The sequence below is a fragment of the Parabacteroides johnsonii DSM 18315 genome (assembly GCF_025151045.1).
In the GTDB taxonomy this organism is placed as follows: Bacteria; Bacteroidota; Bacteroidia; order Bacteroidales; family Tannerellaceae; genus Parabacteroides; species Parabacteroides johnsonii.
In genome coordinates this window covers 3168422-3192799 of sequence record NZ_CP102285.1, presented here as the reverse complement: position 1 = coordinate 3192799, position 24378 = coordinate 3168422, and the positions used below count along the sequence as shown (strand labels likewise).

At 44.2% G+C, this 24378-nt stretch carries 20 protein-coding genes; 12 read left to right on the top strand and 8 right to left on the bottom strand.

Annotated features, from left to right (window positions below; genetic code table 11):
• Nucleotides 1–73: 73 nt before the first annotated feature.
• Genes NQ564_RS13405 through NQ564_RS13385 form a run of 5 tightly spaced genes read left to right on the top strand, consistent with a single transcriptional unit; the run spans nt 74 to nt 4531 of the window.
• Nucleotides 74–1000, top strand: a complete 927-nt coding sequence (locus tag NQ564_RS13405) for a Mur ligase family protein (protein ID WP_008145956.1) — start codon at nt 74–76, stop codon at nt 998–1000.
• On the top strand, nt 997–1545 hold the full coding sequence (locus tag NQ564_RS13400) for a DUF4924 family protein (protein WP_008145954.1): 549 nt from the start codon (nt 997–999) through the stop codon (nt 1543–1545). The genes NQ564_RS13405 and NQ564_RS13400 overlap by 4 nt, the downstream gene beginning before the upstream one ends.
• 6 nt (nt 1546–1551) lie before the next feature.
• Nucleotides 1552–2418 (top strand): dTDP-4-dehydrorhamnose reductase, encoded by an 867-nt coding sequence (gene rfbD, locus NQ564_RS13395; protein WP_008145953.1) that lies wholly within the window; start codon nt 1552–1554, stop codon nt 2416–2418.
• Nucleotides 2419–2429: 11 nt separating this feature from the next.
• Complete coding sequence (locus NQ564_RS13390; protein WP_008156819.1) at nt 2430–4010, top strand: peptide chain release factor 3; 1581 nt, start codon at nt 2430–2432, stop codon at nt 4008–4010.
• A gap of 35 nt (nt 4011–4045) precedes the next feature.
• The gene (locus NQ564_RS13385; RefSeq protein WP_008145948.1) at nt 4046–4531 is read left to right on the top strand and encodes an outer membrane beta-barrel protein; all 486 of its coding nucleotides are present in this window, start codon (nt 4046–4048) and stop codon (nt 4529–4531) included.
• A gap of 80 nt (nt 4532–4611) precedes the next feature.
• Here NQ564_RS13385 and NQ564_RS13380 read toward each other — a convergent pair whose 3' ends face one another.
• The 5 genes from NQ564_RS13380 to NQ564_RS13360 all read right to left on the bottom strand — a co-directional run bounded on the left by NQ564_RS13380 (nt 4612) and on the right by NQ564_RS13360 (nt 9616).
• Nucleotides 4612–5304 carry a YjjG family noncanonical pyrimidine nucleotidase gene (locus NQ564_RS13380; protein WP_008145945.1) on the bottom strand — a complete coding sequence of 231 codons (693 nt, stop codon included), beginning with the start codon at nt 5302–5304 and terminating at the stop codon, nt 4612–4614.
• Entirely contained in the window at nt 5304–6176 is an 873-nt protein-coding gene (locus tag NQ564_RS13375) for a Cbp1 family collagen-binding glycoprotein adhesin (RefSeq protein ID WP_008145943.1), read from the bottom strand. Before NQ564_RS13375 ends, NQ564_RS13380 begins: the two co-directional genes overlap by 1 nt.
• Before the next feature lie 18 nt (nt 6177–6194).
• On the bottom strand, nt 6195–6905 hold the full coding sequence (gene rsmI, locus NQ564_RS13370; protein ID WP_008145941.1) for a 16S rRNA (cytidine(1402)-2'-O)-methyltransferase: 711 nt from the start codon (nt 6903–6905) through the stop codon (nt 6195–6197).
• Between the two features lie 95 nt (nt 6906–7000).
• Entirely contained in the window at nt 7001–7780 is a 780-nt protein-coding gene (locus NQ564_RS13365; protein WP_039848015.1) for a hypothetical protein, read from the bottom strand.
• Between the two features lie 420 nt (nt 7781–8200).
• Entirely contained in the window at nt 8201–9616 is a 1416-nt protein-coding gene (locus NQ564_RS13360; protein ID WP_008145938.1) for an ATP-dependent DNA helicase, read from the bottom strand.
• Between the two features lie 93 nt (nt 9617–9709).
• Here NQ564_RS13360 and NQ564_RS13355 point away from each other — a divergent pair, with 93 nt between their 5' ends.
• From NQ564_RS13355 to rsmD, 3 genes are read left to right on the top strand one after another with little or no spacing between them, the layout of a single operon-like run.
• Nucleotides 9710–10339 (top strand): hypothetical protein, encoded by a 630-nt coding sequence (locus NQ564_RS13355; RefSeq protein WP_008145936.1) that lies wholly within the window; start codon nt 9710–9712, stop codon nt 10337–10339.
• A 9-nt stretch (nt 10340–10348) separates the two neighbouring features.
• Entirely contained in the window at nt 10349–11176 is an 828-nt protein-coding gene (locus NQ564_RS13350; RefSeq protein WP_008145935.1) for a DUF3822 family protein, read from the top strand.
• Nucleotides 11164–11733 carry a 16S rRNA (guanine(966)-N(2))-methyltransferase RsmD gene (gene rsmD / locus NQ564_RS13345; protein WP_008145933.1) on the top strand — a complete coding sequence of 190 codons (570 nt, stop codon included), beginning with the start codon at nt 11164–11166 and terminating at the stop codon, nt 11731–11733. The genes NQ564_RS13350 and rsmD overlap by 13 nt, the downstream gene beginning before the upstream one ends.
• Here the strand turns inward: rsmD and cls are convergent.
• Nucleotides 11705–13150 carry a cardiolipin synthase gene (gene cls, locus NQ564_RS13340; protein ID WP_008145931.1) on the bottom strand — a complete coding sequence of 482 codons (1446 nt, stop codon included), beginning with the start codon at nt 13148–13150 and terminating at the stop codon, nt 11705–11707. The genes rsmD and cls overlap by 29 nt on opposite strands.
• Nucleotides 13151–13305: 155 nt before the next feature.
• Between cls and NQ564_RS13335 the strand changes: the two genes are divergently transcribed.
• The gene (locus NQ564_RS13335) at nt 13306–13905 is read left to right on the top strand and encodes a rhomboid family intramembrane serine protease (protein ID WP_021863100.1); all 600 of its coding nucleotides are present in this window, start codon (nt 13306–13308) and stop codon (nt 13903–13905) included.
• 22 nt (nt 13906–13927) lie between these two features.
• Here NQ564_RS13335 and NQ564_RS13330 read toward each other — a convergent pair whose 3' ends face one another.
• Nucleotides 13928–16744: an outer membrane beta-barrel protein gene (locus NQ564_RS13330; RefSeq protein ID WP_129650174.1), complete on the bottom strand. Its 2817-nt coding sequence runs from the start codon at nt 16742–16744 to the stop codon at nt 13928–13930.
• A 248-nt stretch (nt 16745–16992) separates the two neighbouring features.
• Nucleotides 16993–17547 (bottom strand): RNA polymerase sigma-70 factor, encoded by a 555-nt coding sequence (locus NQ564_RS13325; RefSeq protein WP_129650172.1) that lies wholly within the window; start codon nt 17545–17547, stop codon nt 16993–16995.
• Between the two features lie 341 nt (nt 17548–17888).
• Here NQ564_RS13325 and NQ564_RS13320 point away from each other — a divergent pair, with 341 nt between their 5' ends.
• From NQ564_RS13320 to NQ564_RS13310, 3 genes are all read left to right on the top strand, one after another.
• Complete coding sequence (locus NQ564_RS13320) at nt 17889–18926, top strand: FecR family protein (protein WP_008145923.1); 1038 nt, start codon at nt 17889–17891, stop codon at nt 18924–18926.
• Nucleotides 18927–19057: 131 nt separating this feature from the next.
• Nucleotides 19058–22642, top strand: a complete 3585-nt coding sequence (locus NQ564_RS13315) for a TonB-dependent receptor (RefSeq protein ID WP_129650170.1) — start codon at nt 19058–19060, stop codon at nt 22640–22642.
• Nucleotides 22643–22668: 26 nt separating this feature from the next.
• Nucleotides 22669–24378: a RagB/SusD family nutrient uptake outer membrane protein gene (locus tag NQ564_RS13310; RefSeq protein WP_039847976.1), complete on the top strand. Its 1710-nt coding sequence runs from the start codon at nt 22669–22671 to the stop codon at nt 24376–24378.

Genomic DNA, 24378 nt, shown 5'->3' with positions numbered 1-24378 from the left:
AGGGAAGTTTTTTCTTTCAAACCCATGCGAAGGGTAAATGAAATTGTGTACATTTGCAGGCAAAATCTGAGTGATGCGAAAAGTTCATTTAATCTCCGTAACCGAGCCTCTGTTGTTTGACTTAGCCCTGGCTATTCACCAAAAAGGATATGAAGTAAGCGTATCCGGTGTCGGACTGGCTGATACGACTCTTGCCAGACTGGAAAAAGAGGGGTGTACTTGTCATGGGGACGGATGGTTTCCGGAGAGATTAACTAAAGATATACATTTTGTGGTATTAGGGGCCGCAGTCCGGCAGGATAACCCCGAATTGATACGAGCAAAGGAACTGGGATTATTAGTGCTTTCGATACCTGAATTCATATTTCAGCGGACGAAAGAGAAGACGCGGGTTGTTGTTGCCGGCAGTCGGGGAAAGAAGACGATCATCTCGATGATTGTTTGTGCCCTGAGGCGGCAGAAACTTGCGTTCGACTATGCGTTGACCAGCGAAGTTCCCTTGTTGCCTGATCGTGTACATCTGAGCTACGAAGCCCGGATCGCGATTATCGAGGGTGACGAGCATGTCACGTCCGCTTTGGAGAAACGGTTCCAGCTTGAATTCTATCGTCCGCATATTGCTATTCTGACCAATCTGATGTGGACTTCCGCGACTGACCATGCCACGCCGGAGGCCTATCACACGACTTTCCGTACGTTCGCCTCTTCCATCGAGCGCGGGGGAAAGCTGATCTATTTTGACGGCGATCCTGTTGTCAAACAGCTTGCCCAGGGAGTACGCGAGGATATAACGGCTATGCCCTACGATCAACATGTCGTGGTCGAGAAAGAAGGAAAGACTTATTTGCAGACTCGCTACGGGGATTTTCCTATCTATATTCCGGACCGCTTCTTCTTGATCAACTTGAATGCTGCCCGCCTGGCCTGCCGCCAGTTAGGTGTAAAAGATGCGGATTTTTATCAGGCATTATCCGAATATAGTGTATCTTTGCTCCCATGATTATAGCGAGACAAAAAAGAAAGGAAAATATAGCCGAATATTTGTTGTACATGTGGCAGGTGGAAGACCTGATACGTGCCAATAATTTCGATATGGACTCGATTCGCCGCACGATCGTGGAACGTTACGACCAGCCGGACGATGTAAAGGAAGAGATTGCCAAATGGTATGAGGAACTGATCGAGATGATGCGTTCCGAAGGGGTGAAGGAAAAAGGACATATCCAGCTGAATAAGAATGTGATTATTGCTCTGACCGACCTGCACCTCCGCCTTCTGAAATCGTCGAAGGAAATGGTGTACGGGGCGGCTTATTATAAAACACTCCCCTTTATCGTCCAGCTCCGTGCCAAATCGGGTGGCGAGGACTTGCCTGAGTTGGAGACTTGTTTCAATGCTATTTACGGTTTCCTGATGCTGAAGATGCAAGGAAAGGAAATCAGCCCCGAAACGATGGAGGGGATCAAACAGATCAGCTCGTTCCTGGCGCTTCTGGCCGAGAAATATCGTGAAGATATGAATGGGGAACTGAAATTAGAAGAATAAGACAAGATGAAAACAATTTTAGTAACAGGAGCTAACGGGCAACTGGGCAATTCGATCCGTCAGTTGGCTGCCGGATATCCGCAATATGCGTTTGTGTTTACGGATGTGGATACGCTCGATATTTGTGACGCTCAGGCTGTGGATGCTTTTGTCAAGGAGAAGCAAGCCGATTATATCATCAATTGTGCTGCCTATACGGCTGTGGATAAGGCGGAAGATGACGAAGCTCTTTGTTTCCGTATCAATCGGGATGCCGTTCGAAACTTAGGAGAGGCGGCGCGTATGGCTGGGGCGAGGGTGATCCATGTTTCTACCGACTATGTATTCGACGGTACGAATCATTTGCCTTATGTGGAAACGGACGCGACTTGTCCGGCTTCTGTCTACGGGCGTACGAAACTTGCCGGTGAACAGGCTTTGCAGGAGGTTTGCCCGGATGCGGTAATCATCCGTACGGCATGGCTGTACTCCGAGTTCGGTAATAATTTTGTCAAGACGATGTTGCGTCTGGGAAATGAGCGGGAGCAGTTGTCTGTAGTGTTCGACCAGATTGGTTCGCCGACGTATGCCGGTGACCTGGCGGCTACCATTTTAGCGGTGTTGGTGCAGGCGGAGGCGGGTGCTTTTGTTCCCGGTATCTATCATTATTCCAACGAAGGAGTTTGCAGCTGGTATGATTTCGCCGTGAAGATTATGGAGTTGGGCGATGCGCCCTGCCATGTTCTCCCGATCGAGTCCAAAGATTATCCTGCGAAGGCTGCCCGTCCGCATTTCAGCGTCCTGAACAAGACTAAGATTAAAACGATCTATACAATCAGCATACCCCATTGGGAAGCGAGTCTGCGTGAATGTATGAAAAGAATAACAAAATAAGATAAATAACAATGAGTCAGTATTCAGAAGAGATTGAAAGAAGAAGAACGTTTGCTATTATCAGCCACCCGGATGCCGGTAAGACGACCCTTACCGAAAAACTGTTGCTCTTTGGGGGGGCCATTCATGTGGCAGGTGCCGTAAAGTCTAACAAGATCAAGAAGACAGCTACCTCCGACTGGATGGAAATTGAAAAGCAGCGTGGAATCTCCGTCGCAACCTCCGTGATGGCTTTCGACTATTCCGGTCATAAAATCAATATCCTCGATACTCCTGGCCACCAGGACTTCGCCGAAGATACGTTCCGTACGCTGACGGCTGTGGATAGCGTTATTATCGTGATCGATACCGCAAAAGGTGTGGAAGCCCAGACCCGTAAGTTGATGGAAGTCTGCCGTATGCGTAAGACTCCCGTGATCGTGTTTGTCAATAAGATGGACCGCGACGGTAAGGACCCGTTCGACTTGCTGGACGAGATCGAAGAGGAGCTGCATATCAATGTGCGCCCGCTGAGCTGGCCGATCGACATGGGACAGCGGTTCCGTGGCGTCTATAATATATATGAACAGAAACTGAATCTCTATACTCCGAGCAAGCAATATGTGACGGAGAATGTGGAATTTAAGGATATCAACAGCCCGGAACTTGAAAACTATATCGATGCCGGACAGGCAGAAAAGCTCCGTTCCGATATCGAACTGATAGAAGGGGTTTATCCTGAATTCGATGTCGATACTTATCTGAAAGGAGATATTGCTCCCGTGTTTTTTGGTTCTGCCTTGAATAACTTCGGGGTGAAAGAGTTGCTGGATTGCTTTATCAATATCGCTCCTTCTCCCCGTCCTGTATCGGCTGTGGAACGGGTGGTCGATCCAGAAGAGGATGCTTTCTCCGGCTTCGTTTTCAAGATCCATGCCAATATGGACCCTAACCATCGCAGTTGTATTGCTTTCGTGAAGATTTGTTCCGGACGTTTCGAACGTAATGCCAACTACAAGCATGTCCGTTTCGGAAAGATGATGCGTTTCAGCAGTCCTACAGCTTTCATGGCGCAGAAGAAGGAAGTGGTGGACGAGGCTTTTGCCGGCGATATCATCGGTTTGCCTGATACCGGAAACTTCAAGATCGGCGATACACTGACCTCCGGTGAAGAACTTCACTTTAAAGGATTACCGAGCTTCTCTCCTGAAATGTTCAAATATATCGAGAATGCCGACCCGATGAAGGCCAAGCAGCTGAACAAGGGTATCGAACAGTTGATGGATGAAGGTGTCGCCCAGCTCTTTACCAACCAATTCAACGGACGTAAGATTATCGGTACGGTCGGACAGTTGCAGTTCGAAGTGATTCAGTACCGCTTACTTCACGAATATGGTGCACAGTGTAAGTGGGAACCGATCAGCCTCTATAAGGCTTGCTGGATAGAAAGCGACAATACTGCCGCTCTTGAAAACTTCAAACGCCGTAAAGCCCAGTATATGGCTCTCGATAAGGAGGGACGCGATGTCTATCTGGCCGATTCCGGTTATGTACTGATGATGGCGCAACAGGATTTCCCGGATATCAAGTTCCACTTCACGTCGGAGTTCTGATAAGGTTTATAATCTACAAGTTTATATAAAGTAAAATGAAGAAGTTATTTGTTTCATGCATGATTGCCTTTATGGCGATTTGCTCGGTTGGTGCACAGGAGGTGTATATCGGCGGCGGTTTTACAGTCGGTAGTACAGATGATGAGTTTGTTTTTCAGATTTCACCGGAAGTAGGATGTCACTTAACTGACCAATGGGCTGTGGGTGGTGAAATCGGTTATATGCATTACGATAATTATAACCGTTTCCAGTTTGCTCCGTATGCTCGCTACACGTTTTATAAGACGGGTATTGTGGGGTTGTTTGTCGATGGGACGGTTGGGATTGCCGCTGGTGACGGTGATACTGGTTTCCGGTTGGGATTGCGTCCGGGACTTTCTTTGAAAGCGACGGAACATCTATCTTTTGTCACTAAAGTCGGATTTCTTGGTTATAGCGATTCGTATAACGGAACTTCTGATTTTGCAGGTGTGAACTTCGACACGGAAAATATCAGTATCGGTTTCCATTATAATTTTTGACAGGAAGTATCCTGATGAGAGGGAAGGAATCGGAAAGGGCGGAAGACGGCTTTTCCGGTTCCTTTTCTTTTAGGTGTAAGTCATAAGATCTGTTTAATCTCCTCCAAGTTTCCTACCGTGTAAGTCGGTGTAAACCCTTTTGTCGGCAGTCCTTCCGGGTTCAGCCACAGTTGGTCGATTTTAGAGTTATAGGCACCGATGATATCCGCTTCCCAACTGTCGCCGATCATCAGGCTTTCGCTCCGGCGGGAGTTGGTGTTTTTAAGGGCGAAATCGAAAATGCCTTTATGAGGTTTCTGGATGCAGGCGTCTTCGGAAAGGATCATCTTTTCGAAATAGGGGGCCAGGCCCGAATTGCTGAGTTTTTTGAACTGGACTTCCCGGAAACCGTTGGATAGGATATACATGCGATAGGAGGGACGCAGGTATTCCAATAGCTCGATTGCGCCTGGCACCAAGCGTGTCTTACGGGTTGTCCGTTGCAGGAAGTCGTTGTTGATCTCCAGTACCGATTTTGTGTCTTCTATCCCTAAAGGGCGGAGCATATGGCGAAAACGTTCGATGATCAATGTCTGGCGGTCTATTTCATTGTTGCGGTACTGTTCCCATAGCAGGTTGTTGTGCGGCCAGTAGATATCGAAGAAAGCCTCGAAGGAGGCATAATACCGGTCAAAGTGGTGAGCGGTATATACTTCTTCGAGGCATTCCTTATTATTATGGTACGTGTCCCAAAGGGTATCGTCCAAATCAATAAAAAGACTTTTGTATTTCATTATCCTACTTCAATCACCAAATACTTGCCAAGGCTCCAGAATGCTTTTTCGTCTGTGATCTTCAATGTCATATTGCCGTCTTCGTCCTTTACAAATTCATAAGAACCTTCCGGGTGATTGGATTTCAGTTTTGCTTTACCTGCGAACAATGGGATTTCCTTCACTTCGCGGATATCGATAGAGATGAAATAATCTTTGTTGAAGCCGCTCTGCAATACTTTGGATTTAGCAAATAAGCCACCTCCGGAAAGGATCTTCTGGTCTTTCAGCTCTTTTGCCGTACCGAAGCAATAATAAGCAGTATGAAGTTTCTTGTCCTGTTCCTGCAACTTTTCGGATTGGGCTGCAGTCGTAGTTGACAAGTCTTCCACGTCTTCATTCAAAGAAGCAACCATTTCATCCAATTCCTGGATGCGAACATTCTTCTTAGCCAGATCTTCCTGTAGCGTGACAATCATATTGGCTTTCTGGTCAAGTTCGGAAGAAAGGCGGCTGATTGTTTTTCGCAAGGCGGAAGACTGGATTCCGCTCTTTTTCAGTTTCTCTTCCAGTTCGCTGATCTGCTGTTTGTTCTTTTTCAGTGTTTCGCTGATCAACTGCATATTTTCTTTGATCTGTTCGCGGCTACTCTTATTCAGATCTCCTTTTTGCTGCTGTATGTTGAGATAATTTTCTGCATCACGGATAGACTGGATATCAGCCTCTACGTCATTGAGGGTACCGAGAATTTCATCCATCTCGGCATTGCTTTTAGTGTTTTCGATTCTCAGAGAGTCGTTTTCTGCTTTCAGCTTCTTATATTCTGCTGAATTCTGTCCGCAGGAGGCCAGCATGGCTGTGCAAATCGTTGTTGCAATTAATACTTTCTTCATGTTCTTTCTGTTGTTACGTTAAACTTCTGTTCCTGTCTCTGTCTCTTTGTCCTTTTTATCTTTTAAGCCTGCTAATACGATAACAATTTCACCTTTTGGTTCGTTCACGGTGAAATGGGCGATCACTTCTTCCAGCGTGCCGCGTACGGTTTCTTCGTGTATCTTCGATATTTCACGTGAAACGGAAACCGGGCGGTCATTCCCGAAAAACTCGGCTAATTGAGTCAATGTTTTGACCAGCCGGAAAGGCGACTCATAGAAAATGATAGTGCGATACTCCGTCGAGAGTTCTTTCAGGCGCGTCTGTCTGCCCTTCTTCTGGGGAAGAAAGCCTTCAAAACAAAATTTCTCGTTAGGCAATCCTGAAGCAACTAATGCCGGGACGAAAGCTGTGGCTCCCGGCAGACATTCCACTTCTACTCCTTGGCGTACACATTCACGCACTAACATGAATCCGGGATCGGATATTGCGGGCGTACCGGCATCCGACACCAACGCAATGTTTTCGCCTGCCTTGATACGGGTAGCCACTTGTTCGACTGTTTTATGCTCGTTGAACTTATGGTGCGACTGCATTCTGTTTTGTATCTCGAAATGTTTGAGTAGGATACCGGTAGTACGCGTGTCTTCCGCCAGAATGAGATCGGCCTCTTTCAGCACGCGGATTGCCCGGAACGTCATGTCTTCCAGATTTCCGACGGGAGTGGGTACTACTGTTAATTTTGCCATAGCACTTTTTAATTGACAATTGATAATTGACAATTGACAATTAAAAAGACAAAGACAAATACATTGTCAATTGTCCACTGTCAATTGTCCATTGCTTAGAGGAAGCGTTTTTCAAGCAGCTTGATAAAGTCTGCTACCGCTTCATCTTCTATATTCCATTTTAATTCGTTATTCAAATAGGTGACCGACTCTTCGTATGAATGAAGATCGTTCAGGTCGTTGATTGCTTTGTTCATCCGTGCCTCATCCCCTCCGAATAATTCGCGGCGGAAACGGAAGCGGTCATTCAGGCTGAATGCCTTACGGAAGTCCGAAAGATTTTTCTTCTCCAACAGGTCGTTGAGGAATAATCCGGGACGTTCTGCGGGGATCACTTTTTCGGGCGTTTCCACAACGGGAGCCTCCGATTCTTCAACAGGATTTGACTCCGGTTGGGCCGGGGATTCCTTCTCTGTGGGAAGTCCCTGTCTGATTTCCTCTGCGGGAGTCATTATGGGGGCCGGTTGAACAATCACCGGTTCTTCTTCGGGCTTTTCCTCCAAGGGGACCTCTTTTGCGGTTTCTTCCGTTACGGCCCGTTCGGTTTCCGGTTCTTGGGTGACTGGCTTTGTTTCTGCCCGTACCGTCTGTACCGAGGTGGCGACCGATGGGGGAATAGACTGAATCAACGCCTGATGTTCTTCCATCTGTTTGCGTAGCATTTCGATCTGAGCCGTTTCCAGAGCATGCAGATCCTTCAGAATCTTATGGGTGAGGTCGAAAGTCTGGCCGAAAAAAGACACCGGATACACTTCTGCATCCCGCATGCCGGCAACCAACGTTTCAAGCTCCCGGATATCCAGGAGCAGATAATCTATTTTTTCTTTATTCGCCATTCCTTTTACCATTCATGAAAACCTGCAAGCAAGTTTTCGTTTATATTGCAACAAAAATAGGCATTTCTTATATATGTAACGTATTTATTATATGAAATATTGTTATTCCTTTCGTTGTGAAGTTAGGACAACCACATCAAAATATTCCATTGTCAGGGATCAAGTCGTCCTCGGAAGGTTCTATTTAAGTGACAATAGCCATGCCTCTGTTGTCAAACAGCCTAATCATAGAGCTTTTGGCCTTGGTCGAATACCCTTTCGCCCTTGGTCAAAAGCTCTTTCGACACTTGTCAAAAACCTTTTCGACTAAGGGCGAAAAGTAAAAGAGTGGTAGTAATAGTTATAGATACCTGTAGTTTAATGAATTTAGTTGACTGCTATCAGTCTAAAAAGTAAAAGGGGTGTCAATACGGCCGACTGTTACTCTTCGAACTCCTCCGGCAAATTCACCAGATAGAGCCGGTGGGTTGCACGCGTAAAGGCGGTGTAAAGCCAGCGATAGAAATCTTCCCCAAGCATTTCTTCCGTAATATAGCCGATATCCAGAAATACATTCATCCATTGGCCGCCCTGCGCTTTGTGGCAGGTGATGGCATAGGCGAATTTGACTTGCAGGACGTTGTAGTGGGGATCAGCTTTCATCTTTTTCATCTTTCCCGCCTTTGTCGGGACATCGTCGTAATCTTCGAGGATGGTATAGAAGAGCTTGTCATTAAGCTCTTTGGGCAGTGCGGGGGCATCTGTCTGCAAGGTGTCGAGGAGAATCTTGACATCCATTTCAAGATCGTAGTCCTGGAAACGGACCGATACGTCGGCAAAACGGAAACCGTAGAGTTCGTAAGTTCTTCGTACACGCAGCACCTGTATGATCTCGCCGTTTGCGATGAAGTCCATCTCCTTGTTGTCGGCTGTCCAGAAATAGTTATTCTTGGCAATCATCAGCCGGTCGCCGGACGAAAGTTCTTCTTCCCGGTACAGGATGCGATTGCGGATACCATTATTATATAGGGTAGCCCGCTTATTAGAGCGAGAAATAATCATGGTCTCTTCGATTCCGTCCCGACTGTAAGCCGAAGATATTTCTTCGATCAGTTCGTCTCCGTTTACCTTTCTGAAATCGGTGAAGCCTTTCAGCTTTAGTTTGGGGAAAATCTCGACCGTTTCGTTCCGCAAGGCGTCCCGAAGGCGGGTTGCATTGAACAAGATCCCGGAGTCTTCGCTTTGGCGGACAACCTGGGTGAGGGTGATTTCCTGTACCTGTAAATTATATCCCCGCAGGATTTCCGGGTTGAGGGCGGGGCTTTCGATTTGCATGACGGGAGGTAACTGTGCCACATCGCCCATTAGGATCAGGCGGCAGTTTTCGCCGGAATAGACATACTGGATCAGGTCGTCCAACAGGCGTCCGGTGCCAAAAACAAACGAGTCCAATCCCTCATTGGCTATCATGGAGGCTTCGTCTACAATAAATAGTGTGTCTTTATGCAAGTTGTCAGCCGGATGAAAACCTGTCGGTTCGTTTGAAAAGGCTTTCTGACGATAGATCTTTTTGTGTATCGTAAACGCTTTCTGTTCGGCATAGCCGGAAAATACCTTTGCCGCCCGTCCGGTTGGGGCGAGCAGGATGCTTTTCTGTTTTAGCTCCGCCATCGTCTTCACCAGGGCTCCGACCAAAGAAGTTTTACCGGTTCCAGCATATCCTTTGAGTAATAAAAGCGAATCCGGTTCTTTCGAAAGAAGGAAATCGGATAGGACATTTAACGCTAAAACCTGGTCTTCGGTCGGATTATATGGGAAATTTTGTGTAATTTGGCGGCTTAAATAACTATTTATCATTTTGATCGCAATAATTTTCGCGATAAAGGTAGTGTATTAAATATTCTTTTTTAAATTTGCCGAACGAAATAAATTCAAAAAACAATATAAACCATGAAAGTTACATTAAAGATTTTATTGGCTGTGGCAGTAGTACTGCTTGCGTACATGTGTTACAGAAGTGTTATGGGTCCGATCGAATTCGATAAGACGAGAGAACAACGTGAAAATTTGATCAAAGCTCGTTTGATCGATATTCGTAAAGCACAGATCGAATACAAGAACATCCACAAGGTACATGCAGCCAATTTTGATGAACTGAGTAAGTTTTTAAAAGATGAAAAATTGCCGTTCCTTATCAAGGAAGGTGTATTGACGGACGAACAGCTCGAAAAGGGTATGACTGAACAGGAAGCCGTTAAGAAAGGTTTGATCAGACGTGATACTGTTTGGGTGACAGCTGTGGACACATTGTTCGGTAGTGGTTATAATGTAGATGATATGCGCAATGTACCGGGTGCGAACGTGCAGTTCTCTATGGATACGGCTACTCTTACTTCCGGTTCCGGTTATACTGTAAAAGTATTCCAGTGCGGTGTTCTGTATGACGACTATCTGGGCGATTTGGACAAACAGTTGGTTTACAACTTGAAGGATAAGGCCGAAAAGATGAACAAATATCAGGGTCTGCGCGTAGGTTCTATCGAAGAAATCAATAACAACGCAGGTAACTGGGAAGATTAATGATTGCCTATGGCTATTAATCTGTCTGATAAGTTAACAGCTGATTATTCGGAAAATTATATAATGTCCATCCGGCTTCGGTCGGGTGGACTTTCTTTTTCCGCATACAGTCCTTCGGTAAATGAGAGTTTCTTTTATAGAGACATCGAATTCGACCGGACAAAGCCTTATGTCTCTTCCCTGAAAGAATGTTTCTTTGAAAACGATTTCCTGACCTGGTTCTACAAACAGGTCAATGTGGTTTGTGTCACTCCCCAATATACGCTTGTGCCGAAAGAAGTTTTTCAGGAAAAGCAGAAAGCGGAGCTGCTGGCGTTCACATTCTCGTCTCCCGAAGGACGTTGCCTGAGCAATGAACTGAAAGACGAACCGGCAGAACTGGTATTCGGGGTGGATGAAGAAGTATATGAGTTTTGTTCCCGTTCGCTGGTCAATCCCCGTTTTGTCCATCATGTCAGTCCGCTGCTTTCGTTGTGGAAGAAGCAGAGCCGTGCCCGCTTGCCTCGCCAGCTATATGTCGTGCTGCATCGCCGGAGAATGGATGTGGCGTGCTATGCACAGGGGAACCTGCTTTTCGTGAACTCGTTCGAGTATGAACATGCGGACGATATCTTGTATTATATATTATATGTATGGAAGCAGACTGGAATGGATCAACAGAAAGACCAGTTGCGTCTTTTCGGCGATGTGCCTTTGCGGAGTGAAATAACGAATACGTTGCGGAATTATTTACAATACATCGATCCGCAGGAGATCCCTTCCGAAGCCTATCTGATGGGGCCGGAGGTGTTGCAGGCTCCGCTGGATCTTATAGCTTTATCTTTATGCGAATTATAAGTGGAATATACGGACGGCGCCGTTTTGATGTCCCGTCTACCTTCAGTGCCCGTCCGACGACGGATTTTGCGAAGGAAAATATCTTTAATGTGATCTCCAACCATATCGACCTTGAAGGGTTGGACGCACTCGACTTGTTTGCCGGGACGGGAAGTATCTCTTTCGAACTGCTTTCACGTGAGTGCCGGAGCGTGACAGCCGTCGAAAAGAATAATGCGCATGCTTCTTTTATCGCCAAAGTAGCCAAAGAGTTGAAAACGGATTCGCTGACGCTGATTCGCGGCGATGTCTTCCGTTATCTCCATTCGGCTCCGGCCCGGCATTTCGATTTCATCTTTGCCGATCCTCCTTATGCTCTGAAAGAATTACCCGAAGTGCCGGAACTTGTCTTCGAACGTGATCTGCTGCGAGACGGGGGAATCTTCGTGATGGAACATCCGAAGACAAATGATTTCTCCGGGTTACCCTATTTTTATCAGCACCGCGTCTACGGTTCGGTGAATTTTTCTATCTTTATCAAAGAAGATATTAAAGAAGAGGAGAAAACAGACGCATAAACGATTCGGCTATGCGTTGTTTGATCGGACGCTTCAGCCAGCGTGATGGAACCAGTCTTTCGCAACTATGCATGTCGTGCAGGAATACCTTCTTCATCTGTAAGGCAAACGAAGGTTGGTAAACAAAGGCGTTGATCTCGAAATTATGCTCGAAACTGCGGAAGTCCATATTGGCGGAACCGATGCAGGTCAGTTCGTCGTCTGCCACCATCAGTTTAGAATGTAGGAATCCCGGTTTATAGAAATAGACTTTGACGCCTGCTTTTACCATCTCATCAATGAAAGAGTGAGTCGCCATGTTTGCCGTACGCGTGTCCGAACGCTTTGGGAGCATCAGCCGTACGTCGACACCTCCCAAAGCTGCTATCTGCAAAGCCTGGTTCAGCCCTTCGGTCGGAAGGAAATAAGGGGTCTGGATAAATACATATTTCTTGGCATTGGCAACCGTGAAGATGGCCGCCTGCAAGAGCGTGCGCCACTGTCCGACGGGGCCGCTGGTGCAGATCTGCATGATATTATCGTCCGAATAGACCGGAAGCGGTGGATAGTAAATCTTGTCGTTCAGGAGTTTCTTGCTGACCACGTACCAATCGATCAGGAAAGCCGCCTGCAAACCATGTACACCTTTTCCGATAATCTTGAAATGCGTGTCCCTCCATGTCCCCCAACTGGTTCCTTTCGTGTAGCGGTCTGCAATGTTCATGCCGCCCATAAAGCCGACTTTACCGTCTATGACAACGATTTTCCGGTGGTTCCGGTAGTTTACTTTGCTGGTGAAGACCGGGAACGCTACTTTCAGGAAGGCGTTGACCTCGATACCGGCATCCGACATTTCCTTGAAGAACTTGTCTTTCACGTTCCAGCAACCTACATCGTCGTAAAGAACACGGACTTCGACTCCTTCTTTGGCTTTTTCGATCAACAGTTCTTTGACCTTATTACCAATTTCGTCGTCGCAGAAGATATAATATTGGATGTGTATATGATGGGTTGCCCCCGCAATCTCTTGTAAAAGGTCGTGAAACTTGTCTGCCCCGTTCGTATAGATCGTGATGTCGCTTCCATAGAGCAGGGAGGACTGGTTGCTGTTTGTCAACAGTGTGACCAATGGCTGATAGGGAGCTGGAACGGAGCAGGCATCTTGCGGGAGTTTCCCTTCCTGCGGCCGCTTCATGATGCGCTTATAGGTGCGCCGGGAGATAATCCGTTGCTTCCGGTTATCCTGTCCGAAGAAGAAATAGAACAGGAGCCCGATACCGGGAGCAAGGAGCAACACGATCACCCAGGGAATCGTTTTCAACGGATTCCTATTCTCTGTGATGATAACCAGTACTAACCCAAGAATGGTGACGCAGTATAATATGATGAATATTATACCCACTATCCATTGTATATGTATGTGTACGAGTGCCAGCATTCCGGGTGCTTTTTGTATCTGTCAGTATGTTGCAATTCGTAAAGATAGAAAGCTAATGCGGAAATTGCAAATGTAAAAGCTTTGTTTTTATAAACATATAAGGAATACATTGTTCAATCTTTACTACATTTGACGCATTAAATATAGAATAGATCATGATTACTTATGTTATTATCGGGATCACGGTTGTCGTGTCCTATATCTGTTTCGGCGACCATGAGTTGTTCCGGAAGTTAGCATTCATACCGTATCGTACCGTTCATAATAATGAATGGTACCGGTTGATTACGCATGGTTTTGTGCATGCCGACATGACGCACCTGCTTGTGAATATGTTCACCTTCTGGTCGTTCGGGACATATATGGAGAGTGCTTTCGGCTATTTGGGGTTGGGTACAGGCGGCTATTTAGGATTGTATTTTGGTGGGATGGTTGCTGCTTCCCTTTATGATCTGGCCCGTCGTCGCAATGATCCCTATTATGTGTCGATAGGCGCTTCTGGTGCTGTGTCGGCTGTCTTGTTCACTTCCATCTTTTTGGACCCGTGGGGAAAAATTCTGTTTTTTGCCGTACTGCCGATTCCGGGAATTATTTTTGGTGTGATCTACTTGGCCTATTGCCAGTATATGGCGAAAAAGGCGGGAGATAATATTAATCATAATGCCCACTTTTATGGAGCACTTTACGGTTTGATTTATCCGGCTATATTGGAACCTTCGTTGATCAAAAGGCTCTATCTGTTACTTTTCTCTTGAAAGAAAAGTAACAGATAAATCATCAAAATCTTCCACCCGGAGGCGGGCCCATCGGACCACCATGTCTCGGCCCTCTTCCGCCCGGTCCCTGCACATCGTTCATGCTGGCTCCTCCTTTAAAGATGCTGAAACGGTAGATGAAATGCACCATAAAGTAGCTACCCAAGGTATTGTATTCGGAATCTTGTGTATAGCTGGCAGTCACACTACGGGAGATATTGCTGCGTTGTTTCAGTATGTCGTATATCTTAAAACGGAGTGTAGCCTGTTTCCCTTTCAGGAATGACTTGGAGGCGGCGGCGTTCCATAGCACTTCGTTTTGCTTGAAACCATCCGAATAACCGGAGTTGGTGGACCAGTTGATATCGCTTTCCACTTTGAAATCGAGTGGGAGATAGATCGTTGTCGTTCCGCCTACACCGTAATTGAATGCGTTCAGGTCGGTTTGTCCTTGAAGTGAGTTCTGTGTCCCGTTGTAACGGATGTTGCCGTTGAGCCCGAGGTCCAGATAGTCGGAGCGGAAATCGATTCCGGCACGTTCCATTAAAACCAGATTTTTGTTTGTGTTTTTCTCATCGTTGATGAACCCGTTGCTGTTGGCATAAGAGGCCATTGTCATGGAGTTGATCGAGAACTTCCGGTTTTTGAGCGGTGTGTTGAACAGGACGCGGATGTTTCCGTTGTAGTTCCCGTTTACATTGTCGTAGGTCGTCATCTTCTTACCTGTATTGCCGACATAGACGGACTTGTTGACGATATCGTTGATCACGTAGTTGAGATTCGCCATCACCATCAGGGCCGTTTGCTTTTCGGGCACGAATTTCTGGAAACGGATGAACAGGTTGTTTGTGTAGGTCGGTTTCAAATCTGGGTTACCCATTGTCGTATTCAACGGGTCGGAGATGTCGGCTACGGGTTGCAGTTGCGTCATGCTGGGCTGGCTGGTACGTCCGCGATAATTGATGCGGAGGTTTGTCCGCTTGTTGAATTTATAGTTGAAGCGGACCATCGGTGAAAGGTTCACCACATTGCGCGACAACTTGGAGAGAACCGTGTCACCCACGAAGTTCTCGCTCGTACTATGAGACGGGTCTACCGTCAAACCGACCGTGTAATCATATTTGGCTCGGACGGCTTTGAAGGCGAGGCTGACCTGCTGGTTGATGAAATTGTTGCGGTAGCTCTTGCTGTAGGCTGTGTCTAAGACATTGTAATCTTCGCTTCCCTCTTCGCGAGTGTAAGAGTTTTTCAGAGATTCCTGTTTGTTTTGCCGGATGCTGTAGGTTGCCTGGATGAAGTTGTTGTGGCCGATCGGTTCTACCCAGGATAGATAAGCCCGGTAGTTAAACCCTTTGTTGTCGTAGCGGAAGCGTTGGTCCACCAGTTCGTTGTCCATCCCCTCCGCCATCATCAGATACTCGGTGTTCGAATAGTTCAGCCCTTTATTGTAGGAATCGCTTAGTCCTCCCGACAGAGATCCGCTGAAAACACGTCCTTCGCTGTTTAGCTTACGGCTGAATTCCAGGCGGGCGTTAAGGTTATATCCGCTTCCGTCGGAAAGATATTCGGATTCGCCTATGTTGACCGTGTCGCGGTTTCCGCTCAGTGTGTTGAAAGTGCTCCCTTCGCGACTATGGCTGTCGCTATAGCTGAAACTCGGACGGAAGATGATCTGGGTGAGCGAGTCCGGTTTCCATTCCATGCGAAGGTCGGCGGCTACATTGTCGCTGCGTGTGTTGCTATTGTTATTCTCGTTGTAGAAAGAGGTGCTGTCACCCGGTAGTATATTCTGCCGGTTGCTTTTGCTGATTGCGTCGTTGTCGGAATGGGAATAACGGAGGTTGCCTCCGACCGTCAACTTCGGGTTAAACTCCTTACTGAAATTCAGACCGATATTGCCGGATGTCGTGATCCCGTTGCCGGCTCCTCCGCCCCGGCGTCCACGTGGTCCGCCCATCCCTGAGAACATACTGGAGGCAAGGTCCGAGAATCCCATATTATTCGTGTTGTTGATTCCTCCCATCAAAGTCAGCTGATCGTTGTTGATAAAACGGTTCACCATGAAGTTTCCTTCGTACCGGTCTTCGCTACCGTAACCGGCAAAAGCGTTTCCGAACCAGCCTTGTTTCATGCCGGGCTTGACGGTTAGGTTGATGACGGTTTCCTCTTCTCCGTCGTCGAATCCGGTCATCTTGGCCATATCGCTCAGCTTGTCCAACACCTGTACTTTGTCAATCATTTTGGATGGCAGGTTCTTGGAGGCCACCTTAGGGTCATCGGAAAAGAACTCTTTTCCGTCGATCAACACCTTTTTGATCTCTTTCCCGTTGACGGTAATTTTCCCTTCGCTGTCCACTTCCACACCGGGCATCTTTTTCAGCAAATCTTCCAACATGGAACCTTCTGTAGTCTTGTAGGAATCGGCGTTGTACTCCATCGTATCGTTGCGTACGGTTACTTCCGGTGCTTTCCCGATCACGACAGCTTCGCCCAATAGGATCGCTCCGTCGGCAAGTGCAAGTTTACCTAATTTGACAGGATTGTTTTTTCCCGTGATGCGCAGGGGCTGGTAGAGCGGATCGAATCCGACAAATGATACGTGCAGCAAGTAGCTGCCGTTTTTAATGTTCTTGAGTACGAAACCTCCGTTGCGTGATGTGGCGACACCTCCGATCATAGAACTGTCTTTGACGCTTAACAAACGGACCGTTGCCTGTTCGATCGGTTCATTGGTCCCCTCCTCAATCACCGTTCCGGTGATGTCTACACCTTTTTGTGCATATGCAGGCATAGTCAACAGAATTAAAAACAGAATTAAAAAATACCTTCCCGATTTCATAACTTTTGTTTTATCTTATCTGATATTAAATACGAAAAGATAGACACGGAAGTTCTCTGTAAGTTTAATAAGCTTTGGCTTGATTTTAATTTATTAACGAATAAGTGGTGTCTGACAGATTGATGCTGTTCTCCTATTTTTGCTGTCTATATGAATGTTAAAAAATATTACCCGCAGTACTAATTTTAAAAATATGGGGTACTAATCTGATTTTGATGGGATGGAAGTGACAATTTGTCAAAGCAGGTTTATCCCAGAATATTTATCAAGAAAGGCAGATAATCTTTCAATTTAAGACGGAGTATCTTAAGTGCCTGCGATATCCTGTATTCGACGGTTTTTACCGATACTCCGAGTTTTTGGGCAATTTGCACATTCGTATTTTCCCCGAATCGGCTCATAGCAAATGTTTCCCGATAGGTTTCGGGCAGGTTCTCGATTGCTTTCTGTATGTTTTCTGTCAGTTCATTTACAAAATAGTAGTCCGGGTCTTCAAACTGGTCTTTTATCTTCTCATATATCTGGTTATGGATACGCTCGTGATACAGGTTTTTCCTGATCGCATTGAGGCAACGATGTTTGGTGGATATAAATAGATAGGATTTCAAAGACGTCTCAATCACAAGATTTTCCCGTGTTTCCCAAAGAAAAAGCATCAACTCCTGCACAAGCTCTTCAGAATCATCATCAGAAATATACTGTGACGCGTATTCGCAAAGGGGGGAGTAATACTTGATAAACAGTTGTTTGTAAGCATCCTGGTCTCCTTGTTGCAATAGTATTATCAGGTTATTTTCATCCATATCCCTTGGTTTTTATGAAAAAGAGCGTGGAAATGTTCTTGCTTATTCGGACTCCGAGGCTCTGGTATGCCCAATCCCCATAATAAGCCTGAACATCCCACGCCTATAAGGGCGCAGGCATTCAGACTACTATTTTGGGATTTTAGAAATTTACCAGATTTCGGAGTCCAAAATAATATCTAAACGCTTCTACGTTATTTTCGATTTCCTTATACAAATGTAGGGAAAAAATGAATAAAACTACAATAACGGTCCAATTCTTTTTTGCCAACCCGTCTATTTGAAATAATTATACAATGTTGTTTAGGGTATCCTCATTTGGTATTTGTCATATATATAGAATGGAAAAAGAACATACATATATGGCTGTTGGTGAACCGGAAAGTTCAGTTATTCTGAAATACATCCGGGGTACTGCTTCTGAAGAAGAGAAAGCGGAAGTTGATCTTTGGCTGAAGAAACATCCGGACAACGAGGAGGCATTATTACAAATTGCCCGCATTTATTATGCTTGCCGGACACAAGAACGGATTGTTTCTCGAGATCCTTTAAGGGCGTATTGGAAAGTAGACAAAAAGCTAAAATCTCAATCGCATTTGAAAGAATCTCAGAAAAAAGACCACTATGCCATTTTTCATCGCATCGTAATAGAACTATTAAAAGTTGCAGCTATTGTACTGATTTTGCTCGGTGGAAACTTCTTGTTACAAAAAGATGATCAGATGGAATCTTTTCCTTCGTTTCAGACTCTATATGTTCCGGCGGGTCAGCGTGCAGAATTGGTTTTGCCTGATAGTACGAAAGTATGGCTGAATGCAAACTCGAAACTGGTCTATCCGACCAGTTTTAAAGAAGGAATTCGACAGGTTGAATTGGATGGAGAGGCTTATTTTGATGTGAAGCATAATGGAGATAATCCTTTTGTTGTTAGAACTAAATCGATGAATGTGACGGTGCTGGGAACGGAATTTAATGTGTCTGCTTATTCTGGCATCGAGGAATTCAATATTGCATTATTGAGAGGAAGTGTCGAGTTGAATTCGTCGGATCGTTCCGGAAAATATAGGATGAAGGCTGGTGAGCAGATCTTTTACAGAGAAGGAAAATATGTCTCGGCCCAAATTGGCAATATGGATTATTTTAAGTGGAAAGAAGGGGTTCTCAGCTTTAATAACCAGCCGATACATGTGATAATCGATAAATTACGCTTGTATTATGATATCAGAATAGAAGTAGCGGATCTACCTTTCTTGGAAGAACGCTATTCCGGCAAATTCCGAGTAAAGGAAGGTGTCGAACAAGTACTGAAAGTCTTGCAGTTAGAGCATAAATTTACCTATGTAAAAGATAATGAATTGAATCTGATAACGATAAAATGAATCGCCTATGGGAAAAGAAATATAGATAAAATTAAAACCGGATTATGGTTCCAGCATAATCCGGTAAAATGTCAGCCAGTTGACATAACCAGTAATTAAATCGAGTACTAACATTTTGATACTGCAAAGTTATGAAAAAAAAGTGTACAGGGACAGACTATACCCTGTTATTAAGTGAATTTAGACATACATGTAGAGTGATGAAGTTAATCTTAAGCTTTTTGTTATTATGTGTATCGACTGTCTTTTCTGAAAACGTGAGTTCCCAGATAGCTCGTGTCAATATTGTAGCAAACAAGTTGTCTGTAGAGGAAATTATCAAGCAGATAGAAGATCAGACTGACTATCTTTTCGTATACAGCAATGAAAAGGTAGATTTGAGTCATCGGGTTTCTCTTAATGCTTCGGATATTTCCGTGATTAATGTCTTGAACCGTATTTTTGAGAACTCGGATATCGGATATGCGATAGAAGGGAATAATATCTTGTTGATGAAGAAAGATGTTCTTCAACAGCAAAAAGGGAAAGTTTTGAAAGGTACGGTGAAAGATCAGAGCGGCGAACCGGTGATCGGTGCTAATGTTGTTGTAAAAGGGACGACGAATGGTACTGTTACGGATGTAGATGGAAATTTTACATTGGAAGTTTCCAATACGGATGTTTTACAGGTTTCATTCATCGGGTATATGACACGTGAGGTTCCGGTAAAAAATAGGAATATATTGAATGTAAATCTGATTGAAGATACGAAAAGCCTGGATGAGGTAGTGGTCGTAGGTTACGGAACTCAGAAAAAGGTGAATTTGACAGGTGCTGTAAATGTGATTTCTAATGAAGATTTTGAAAATCGCCAGGCTTCTACTGTCTCTCAATTGTTACAGGGGGCTGCACCTGGATTTAATTTTGATATAGGTACACAAGATGGATTTGAACCCGGAGCAACCATGAATATCTCGATTCGTGGTATGGGATCGTTGAATGGGGGATCGCCTTATGTCGTGATCGATGGCTTTCCTGGTGATTTGAATAATTTGAATCCGGAAGATATCGAATCTGTTTCCGTTTTGAAAGATGCTGCTGCCTCTGCCATTTATGGTGCGAGAGCTCCTTACGGTGTTATCTTGGTTACAACGAAAAAAGGAAAAAAGAATGAAAAAGTTAGCGTTTCTTATACTGGTAATTTGATTGTGAAGACTGCTCAGAAGCTACCGGAAAGCCTGGATTCTTATACTTGGACCCGAATTTTGAATGAGGCGGGAGATAATATGGGGGGACATCCATTTAGCAACGAGACTATCGATCGTGTTATAGCCTATCAAAAAGGAGATTTTGAATATATTAGAAATTCAATTCCTGATTGGCCGGAAGGTGCTACCATCTTTGGCGCGATGCCGGAAGGTAATGTTTGGAATAATGCTAATTTAAATTATGCTAATACGGATTGGTGGGATATTTATTTTGGAAACAGTGTGAACCAGAAACACGATATCTCTTTGCATGGAGGTACGGATAAGGTCTCTTATTATTTCTCAGCTGGTTATATGGATGATAGTAGTGTTTTGAATTATGGAACGGACTATTTCAAAAGAATGAATACATTAGGTAAAATCAGCGTAGCTATTACCGATTGGTGGGATTTCGGATATGAAACACGCTTTGCTAAAAAGATTCGAGAAAAACCGAATATGACGAATGAGGGCGATTATTCTTTTTTGTATCGGCATATTTCTCGAAATTATCCTATTACCCCCTTATATGATGGATTCGGCAATTATATGTTTGAATCTCATATCCCTTCGATTGAAGCAGGGACAGATAAACAGGACGACATTGATTTCTGGAATAACTTTCGGATGGAGCTTCGTCCATTGAAAGGTTGGAAAATTAATGCGGATTTTGCTTATAATGTGTATAATCAAGAAATTTCGGAAGTAGAAAAGTATATATATACATATGATGTAAATAATCAGCCATATGAAAACGGCATAAGTATCCCGAATAATCTGACTCGGAAAAAATACATAAAAAAGTATTGGACGACAAATATTTATACTTCATACGATTTTGATATCAATGAAGAACATAACTTTACAATCTTAGCGGGTATGCAGTTTGAACGAGGAGATGAGTCGTGGGTTCAAGGTTATAAAACGGATTTAATTTCAGAAAAAGTACCTTCATTCCCGACAGCAACCGGTGATGCTCTTTTGTCAGAAGCTTTGGCTCATAATGCTACGGAAAGTTATTTTGCGAGGTTGAATTATAATTATAAAGAGAAATATTTATTTGAAGCGAATGTCCGTTATGATGGGTCTTATGTTTTCCGTAATGGAAAAAGATGGGGAACCTTTCCGTCATTTTCTCTCGGATGGAATTTATATAATGAATCGTTTTGGGAAAATATAGAGCCTTATGTCAACACACTGAAAGTTCGAGCATCTTGGGGACAATTAGGAAACCAGAACATTTCACCTTATAGCGATTTGGAATTAATTCCTATATCGGCTGATAAATTAAACTGGATCTTCAATTATGGTTCGACAAGGCCGGTAGGTTATACTTCTGGTCCTAATTTAGTAAATAGAAATTTGACATGGGAAACAGCAACGACGACTAATGTCGGGATGGATTTATCGTTCTTGAATAATCGATTATCGGCTACTGTGGATTGGTTTGAAAGACGGACTATTGATATGGTTGGACCGTCTCAAGCGATGCCAGGTGTATTGGGTACGAGTGTTCCAAAAGAGAATAATTCGACTTTGCGGACTCGTGGTTGGGAAATTAGTTTGAATTGGAAACATGCTTTGGAAAACGGATTGTCATATAATCTGGGTATTAGTTTGTATGACTATAAATCTGTCGTTACAAAATATTTTAATCCTACAGGGACATTGTCAACCTGGTATGAAGGTGCTGAAGTGGGTGATATATGGGGATATACAGTGAATGATTTGTTTCGCTCACAAGAGGATTTGGATTCATATTTGTCAAAAGTCGATATGACTCATATTGCCGCTAATTGGAATACCGGAGATCTGAAATATGAAGATATAAATCATGATGGTAAGGTCAATAATGGGACGAATACGATTGGCAATCATGGCGATTTATCGGTCATAGGTAATGACCAACCTCATTATCAATATACGATAAACGGGGGAGTGTCTTATAAAGGTTTTGACTTCTCTATGCTTTGGAGAGGTGTTGCTAAAAAGGATATGTATTTTTATCGTGGATCCAATATATACTGGGGGTTCATGGGCGGTTGGTGGGAGTCTTGTCTGACTCCTGAACACTTGGATTATTTTAGAGATCAGCCAGGTTCTAAATATAGTGGATTGTATGAAGGGGATGCCAATATAAATACGGATGCTTATTGGCCCAGACCTTATCTGAATAATACGGAAGAAGCGAAAAATAAAAATCATGCGAATACGCGCTATTTGCAGAATGCGGCTTATTTACGTTTGCAGAATGTTCAGTTAGGCTATAGTTTTCCTCGCAGTATTACTTCAAAGATGCATTTGGAAAAGCTTCGAATTTATTTTTCTGGTGAGAATTTATTGACATTTTCGAAGTTACCGAGTGGGATAGATCCTGTTGCTCCGGTAGGTTTTCCTACAGGAGGTGAGTTTTTCGGTACTGCCGGCTCGGGACGTTTGACCTATGGTGCTGATAGAATCTATTCTATTGGTTTGACTGTAACTTATTAAGTTCAATTTATTAAGGAGAAAAGATTATGAAACGATTCATATTGACAGCAGTCTCATTTATGACATTATTGTGTTCGTGTGAGAATTTTATTGATTTGCAGCCGATGGATAAAATCACAATGGATGATTATTGGAGCACTTCGACAGAGTTGGAATATTATACGCGGCAATTCTATCCATCATTTTGCCCTTGGACACAGATGGTTGCGGAGATGGCAACGGATAATGATGATATGATAACCGGTAGTCCGAGTATAATCATGAATGGTGTTCGTTCAAAAACTACCGGCAATTGGACCGGAGAATGGACAAGTATTCGTAATGTGAATATTTTCTTTGAACATTATGCGAAATGCCAAAGCGGATATGATGCATATAAGCAATATTTGGGAGAGGCTTATTTCTTTCGTGCTTGGTTCTATTTTAATTTATTGAAAAAATACGGGGATGTCCCCTGGTATTCGCATGTGATAGAAATGGACGATACCGAAGAGTTGATGCGTCCGAGGGATTCTCGCTTGTTGATCGCTGATTCAATATTAGCAGACCTTGATAATGCCATTACACATCTTGAATTGAGAAAAGATGTCGGGAATAACCGGATTAATAAAGAGGCAGCATTAGCCTTTAAGACTCGTGTCGCTTTATTTGAAGGCTCCTGGCAAAAATATCATGCAAACACGGACTTTGGGACTACCGGAGCTGATCCAACCAAATATTTTAAGATTTGTGTGGAAGCTGCACAAGAGTTGATGAAGGGAGATTATAAAGTCGGCATTTATAGTACAGGAAATCCGGATGAAGATTATTATAAACTATTTGGTTTCGATAACATGTCAGATATAAACGAAGTGCTTCTCTATCGTGCCTTCAATGCTGCGGAGGGAGCAGGCAATTCGACTCAAGGATTTATTACCTATAACAGCGATTCAAAGGGAATCACTTGGGAACTTGTCTCTTCTTATCTGGATAAAGACGGTAAACCATATGACTATTTGAACACGGCGGCAACGCATAAGGGAAACGCATTTCTGACGAAGATTGCAGAAGATTGTGACATCCGCTTAAAATCGACTGTTTGGATTCCTGGCGATTTGATGTCCGTAGGTGAGAATACTTATTTTAATGGACCGACTATCGAAGGGGGAGCTTTACAATTGTGCCCGACAGGTTTCCAGGTGAAAAAGACTGCCAATCCAAGTTCCCCTGCTGCCGGAAAATCTTGGGAGACACAGGCGGAAACAGGACTTATTTTGCTGCGTTATGGTGAAGTCCTGCTCAATTATGCAGAAGCCAAATGTGAGTTGGACAATTCGGTTGCATATGAAGCTCTGAATCTATTGAGACAACGTGTCGGAATGCCTGATTTTACCGTGAATGCACAGAGCTTGGATAAGAATAAAGTGGACTATGGGTATTCCATTACGGATGAATTATATGAGATCCGGAGGGAAAGAAGAGTGGAAATGGCTTTGGAAGGACAACGGGATGAAGATTATATGAGATGGGCGGCAAGTGCACTCTTTAAGAATAAACGGCCGAAAGGATATCCCGTTGATTTGGCTCAAAATCCGAATTTCAGTTCAAAGGTGGATGAAAATGGATTGATTGACTATTATAAGGGAGTAATGCCTGATGGCTATCAATTTAGAGATAAACAGGATTATTTGTATTCTATTCCGCAGGATGAATTAACATTGAATCCTAACCTGAAACAGAATCCGGGATGGAATTAA

Bases quoted from the DNA above. Each gene is read 5' to 3' on its own strand.
- NQ564_RS13325 (WP_129650172.1), bottom strand. From the start codon at position 17,547: ATGGATGAAAATAACCTGATAATACTATTGCAACAAGGAGACCAGGAT.
- NQ564_RS13335 (WP_021863100.1), top strand. From the start codon at position 13,306: ATGATTACTTATGTTATTATCGGGATCACGGTTGTCGTGTCCTATATC.
- rfbD (WP_008145953.1), top strand. From the start codon at position 1,552: ATGAAAACAATTTTAGTAACAGGAGCTAACGGGCAACTGGGCAATTCG.
- cls (WP_008145931.1), bottom strand. From the start codon at position 13,150: ATGCTGGCACTCGTACACATACATATACAATGGATAGTGGGTATAATA.
- rsmD (WP_008145933.1), top strand. From the start codon at position 11,164: ATGCGAATTATAAGTGGAATATACGGACGGCGCCGTTTTGATGTCCCG.
- NQ564_RS13385 (WP_008145948.1), top strand. From the start codon at position 4,046: ATGAAGAAGTTATTTGTTTCATGCATGATTGCCTTTATGGCGATTTGC.
- NQ564_RS13400 (WP_008145954.1), top strand. From the start codon at position 997: ATGATTATAGCGAGACAAAAAAGAAAGGAAAATATAGCCGAATATTTG.
- rsmI (WP_008145941.1), bottom strand. From the start codon at position 6,905: ATGGCAAAATTAACAGTAGTACCCACTCCCGTCGGAAATCTGGAAGAC.
- NQ564_RS13390 (WP_008156819.1), top strand. From the start codon at position 2,430: ATGAGTCAGTATTCAGAAGAGATTGAAAGAAGAAGAACGTTTGCTATT.
- NQ564_RS13360 (WP_008145938.1), bottom strand. From the start codon at position 9,616: ATGATAAATAGTTATTTAAGCCGCCAAATTACACAAAATTTCCCATAT.
- NQ564_RS13320 (WP_008145923.1), top strand. From the start codon at position 17,889: ATGGAAAAAGAACATACATATATGGCTGTTGGTGAACCGGAAAGTTCA.
- NQ564_RS13380 (WP_008145945.1), bottom strand. From the start codon at position 5,304: ATGAAATACAAAAGTCTTTTTATTGATTTGGACGATACCCTTTGGGAC.
- NQ564_RS13365 (WP_039848015.1), bottom strand. From the start codon at position 7,780: ATGGCGAATAAAGAAAAAATAGATTATCTGCTCCTGGATATCCGGGAG.
- NQ564_RS13355 (WP_008145936.1), top strand. From the start codon at position 9,710: ATGAAAGTTACATTAAAGATTTTATTGGCTGTGGCAGTAGTACTGCTT.
- NQ564_RS13350 (WP_008145935.1), top strand. From the start codon at position 10,349: ATGGCTATTAATCTGTCTGATAAGTTAACAGCTGATTATTCGGAAAAT.
- NQ564_RS13405 (WP_008145956.1), top strand. From the start codon at position 74: ATGCGAAAAGTTCATTTAATCTCCGTAACCGAGCCTCTGTTGTTTGAC.
- NQ564_RS13375 (WP_008145943.1), bottom strand. From the start codon at position 6,176: ATGAAGAAAGTATTAATTGCAACAACGATTTGCACAGCCATGCTGGCC.
- NQ564_RS13315 (WP_129650170.1), top strand. From the start codon at position 19,058: ATGAAAAAAAAGTGTACAGGGACAGACTATACCCTGTTATTAAGTGAA.
- NQ564_RS13330 (WP_129650174.1), bottom strand. From the start codon at position 16,744: ATGAAATCGGGAAGGTATTTTTTAATTCTGTTTTTAATTCTGTTGACT.
- NQ564_RS13310 (WP_039847976.1), top strand. From the start codon at position 22,669: ATGAAACGATTCATATTGACAGCAGTCTCATTTATGACATTATTGTGT.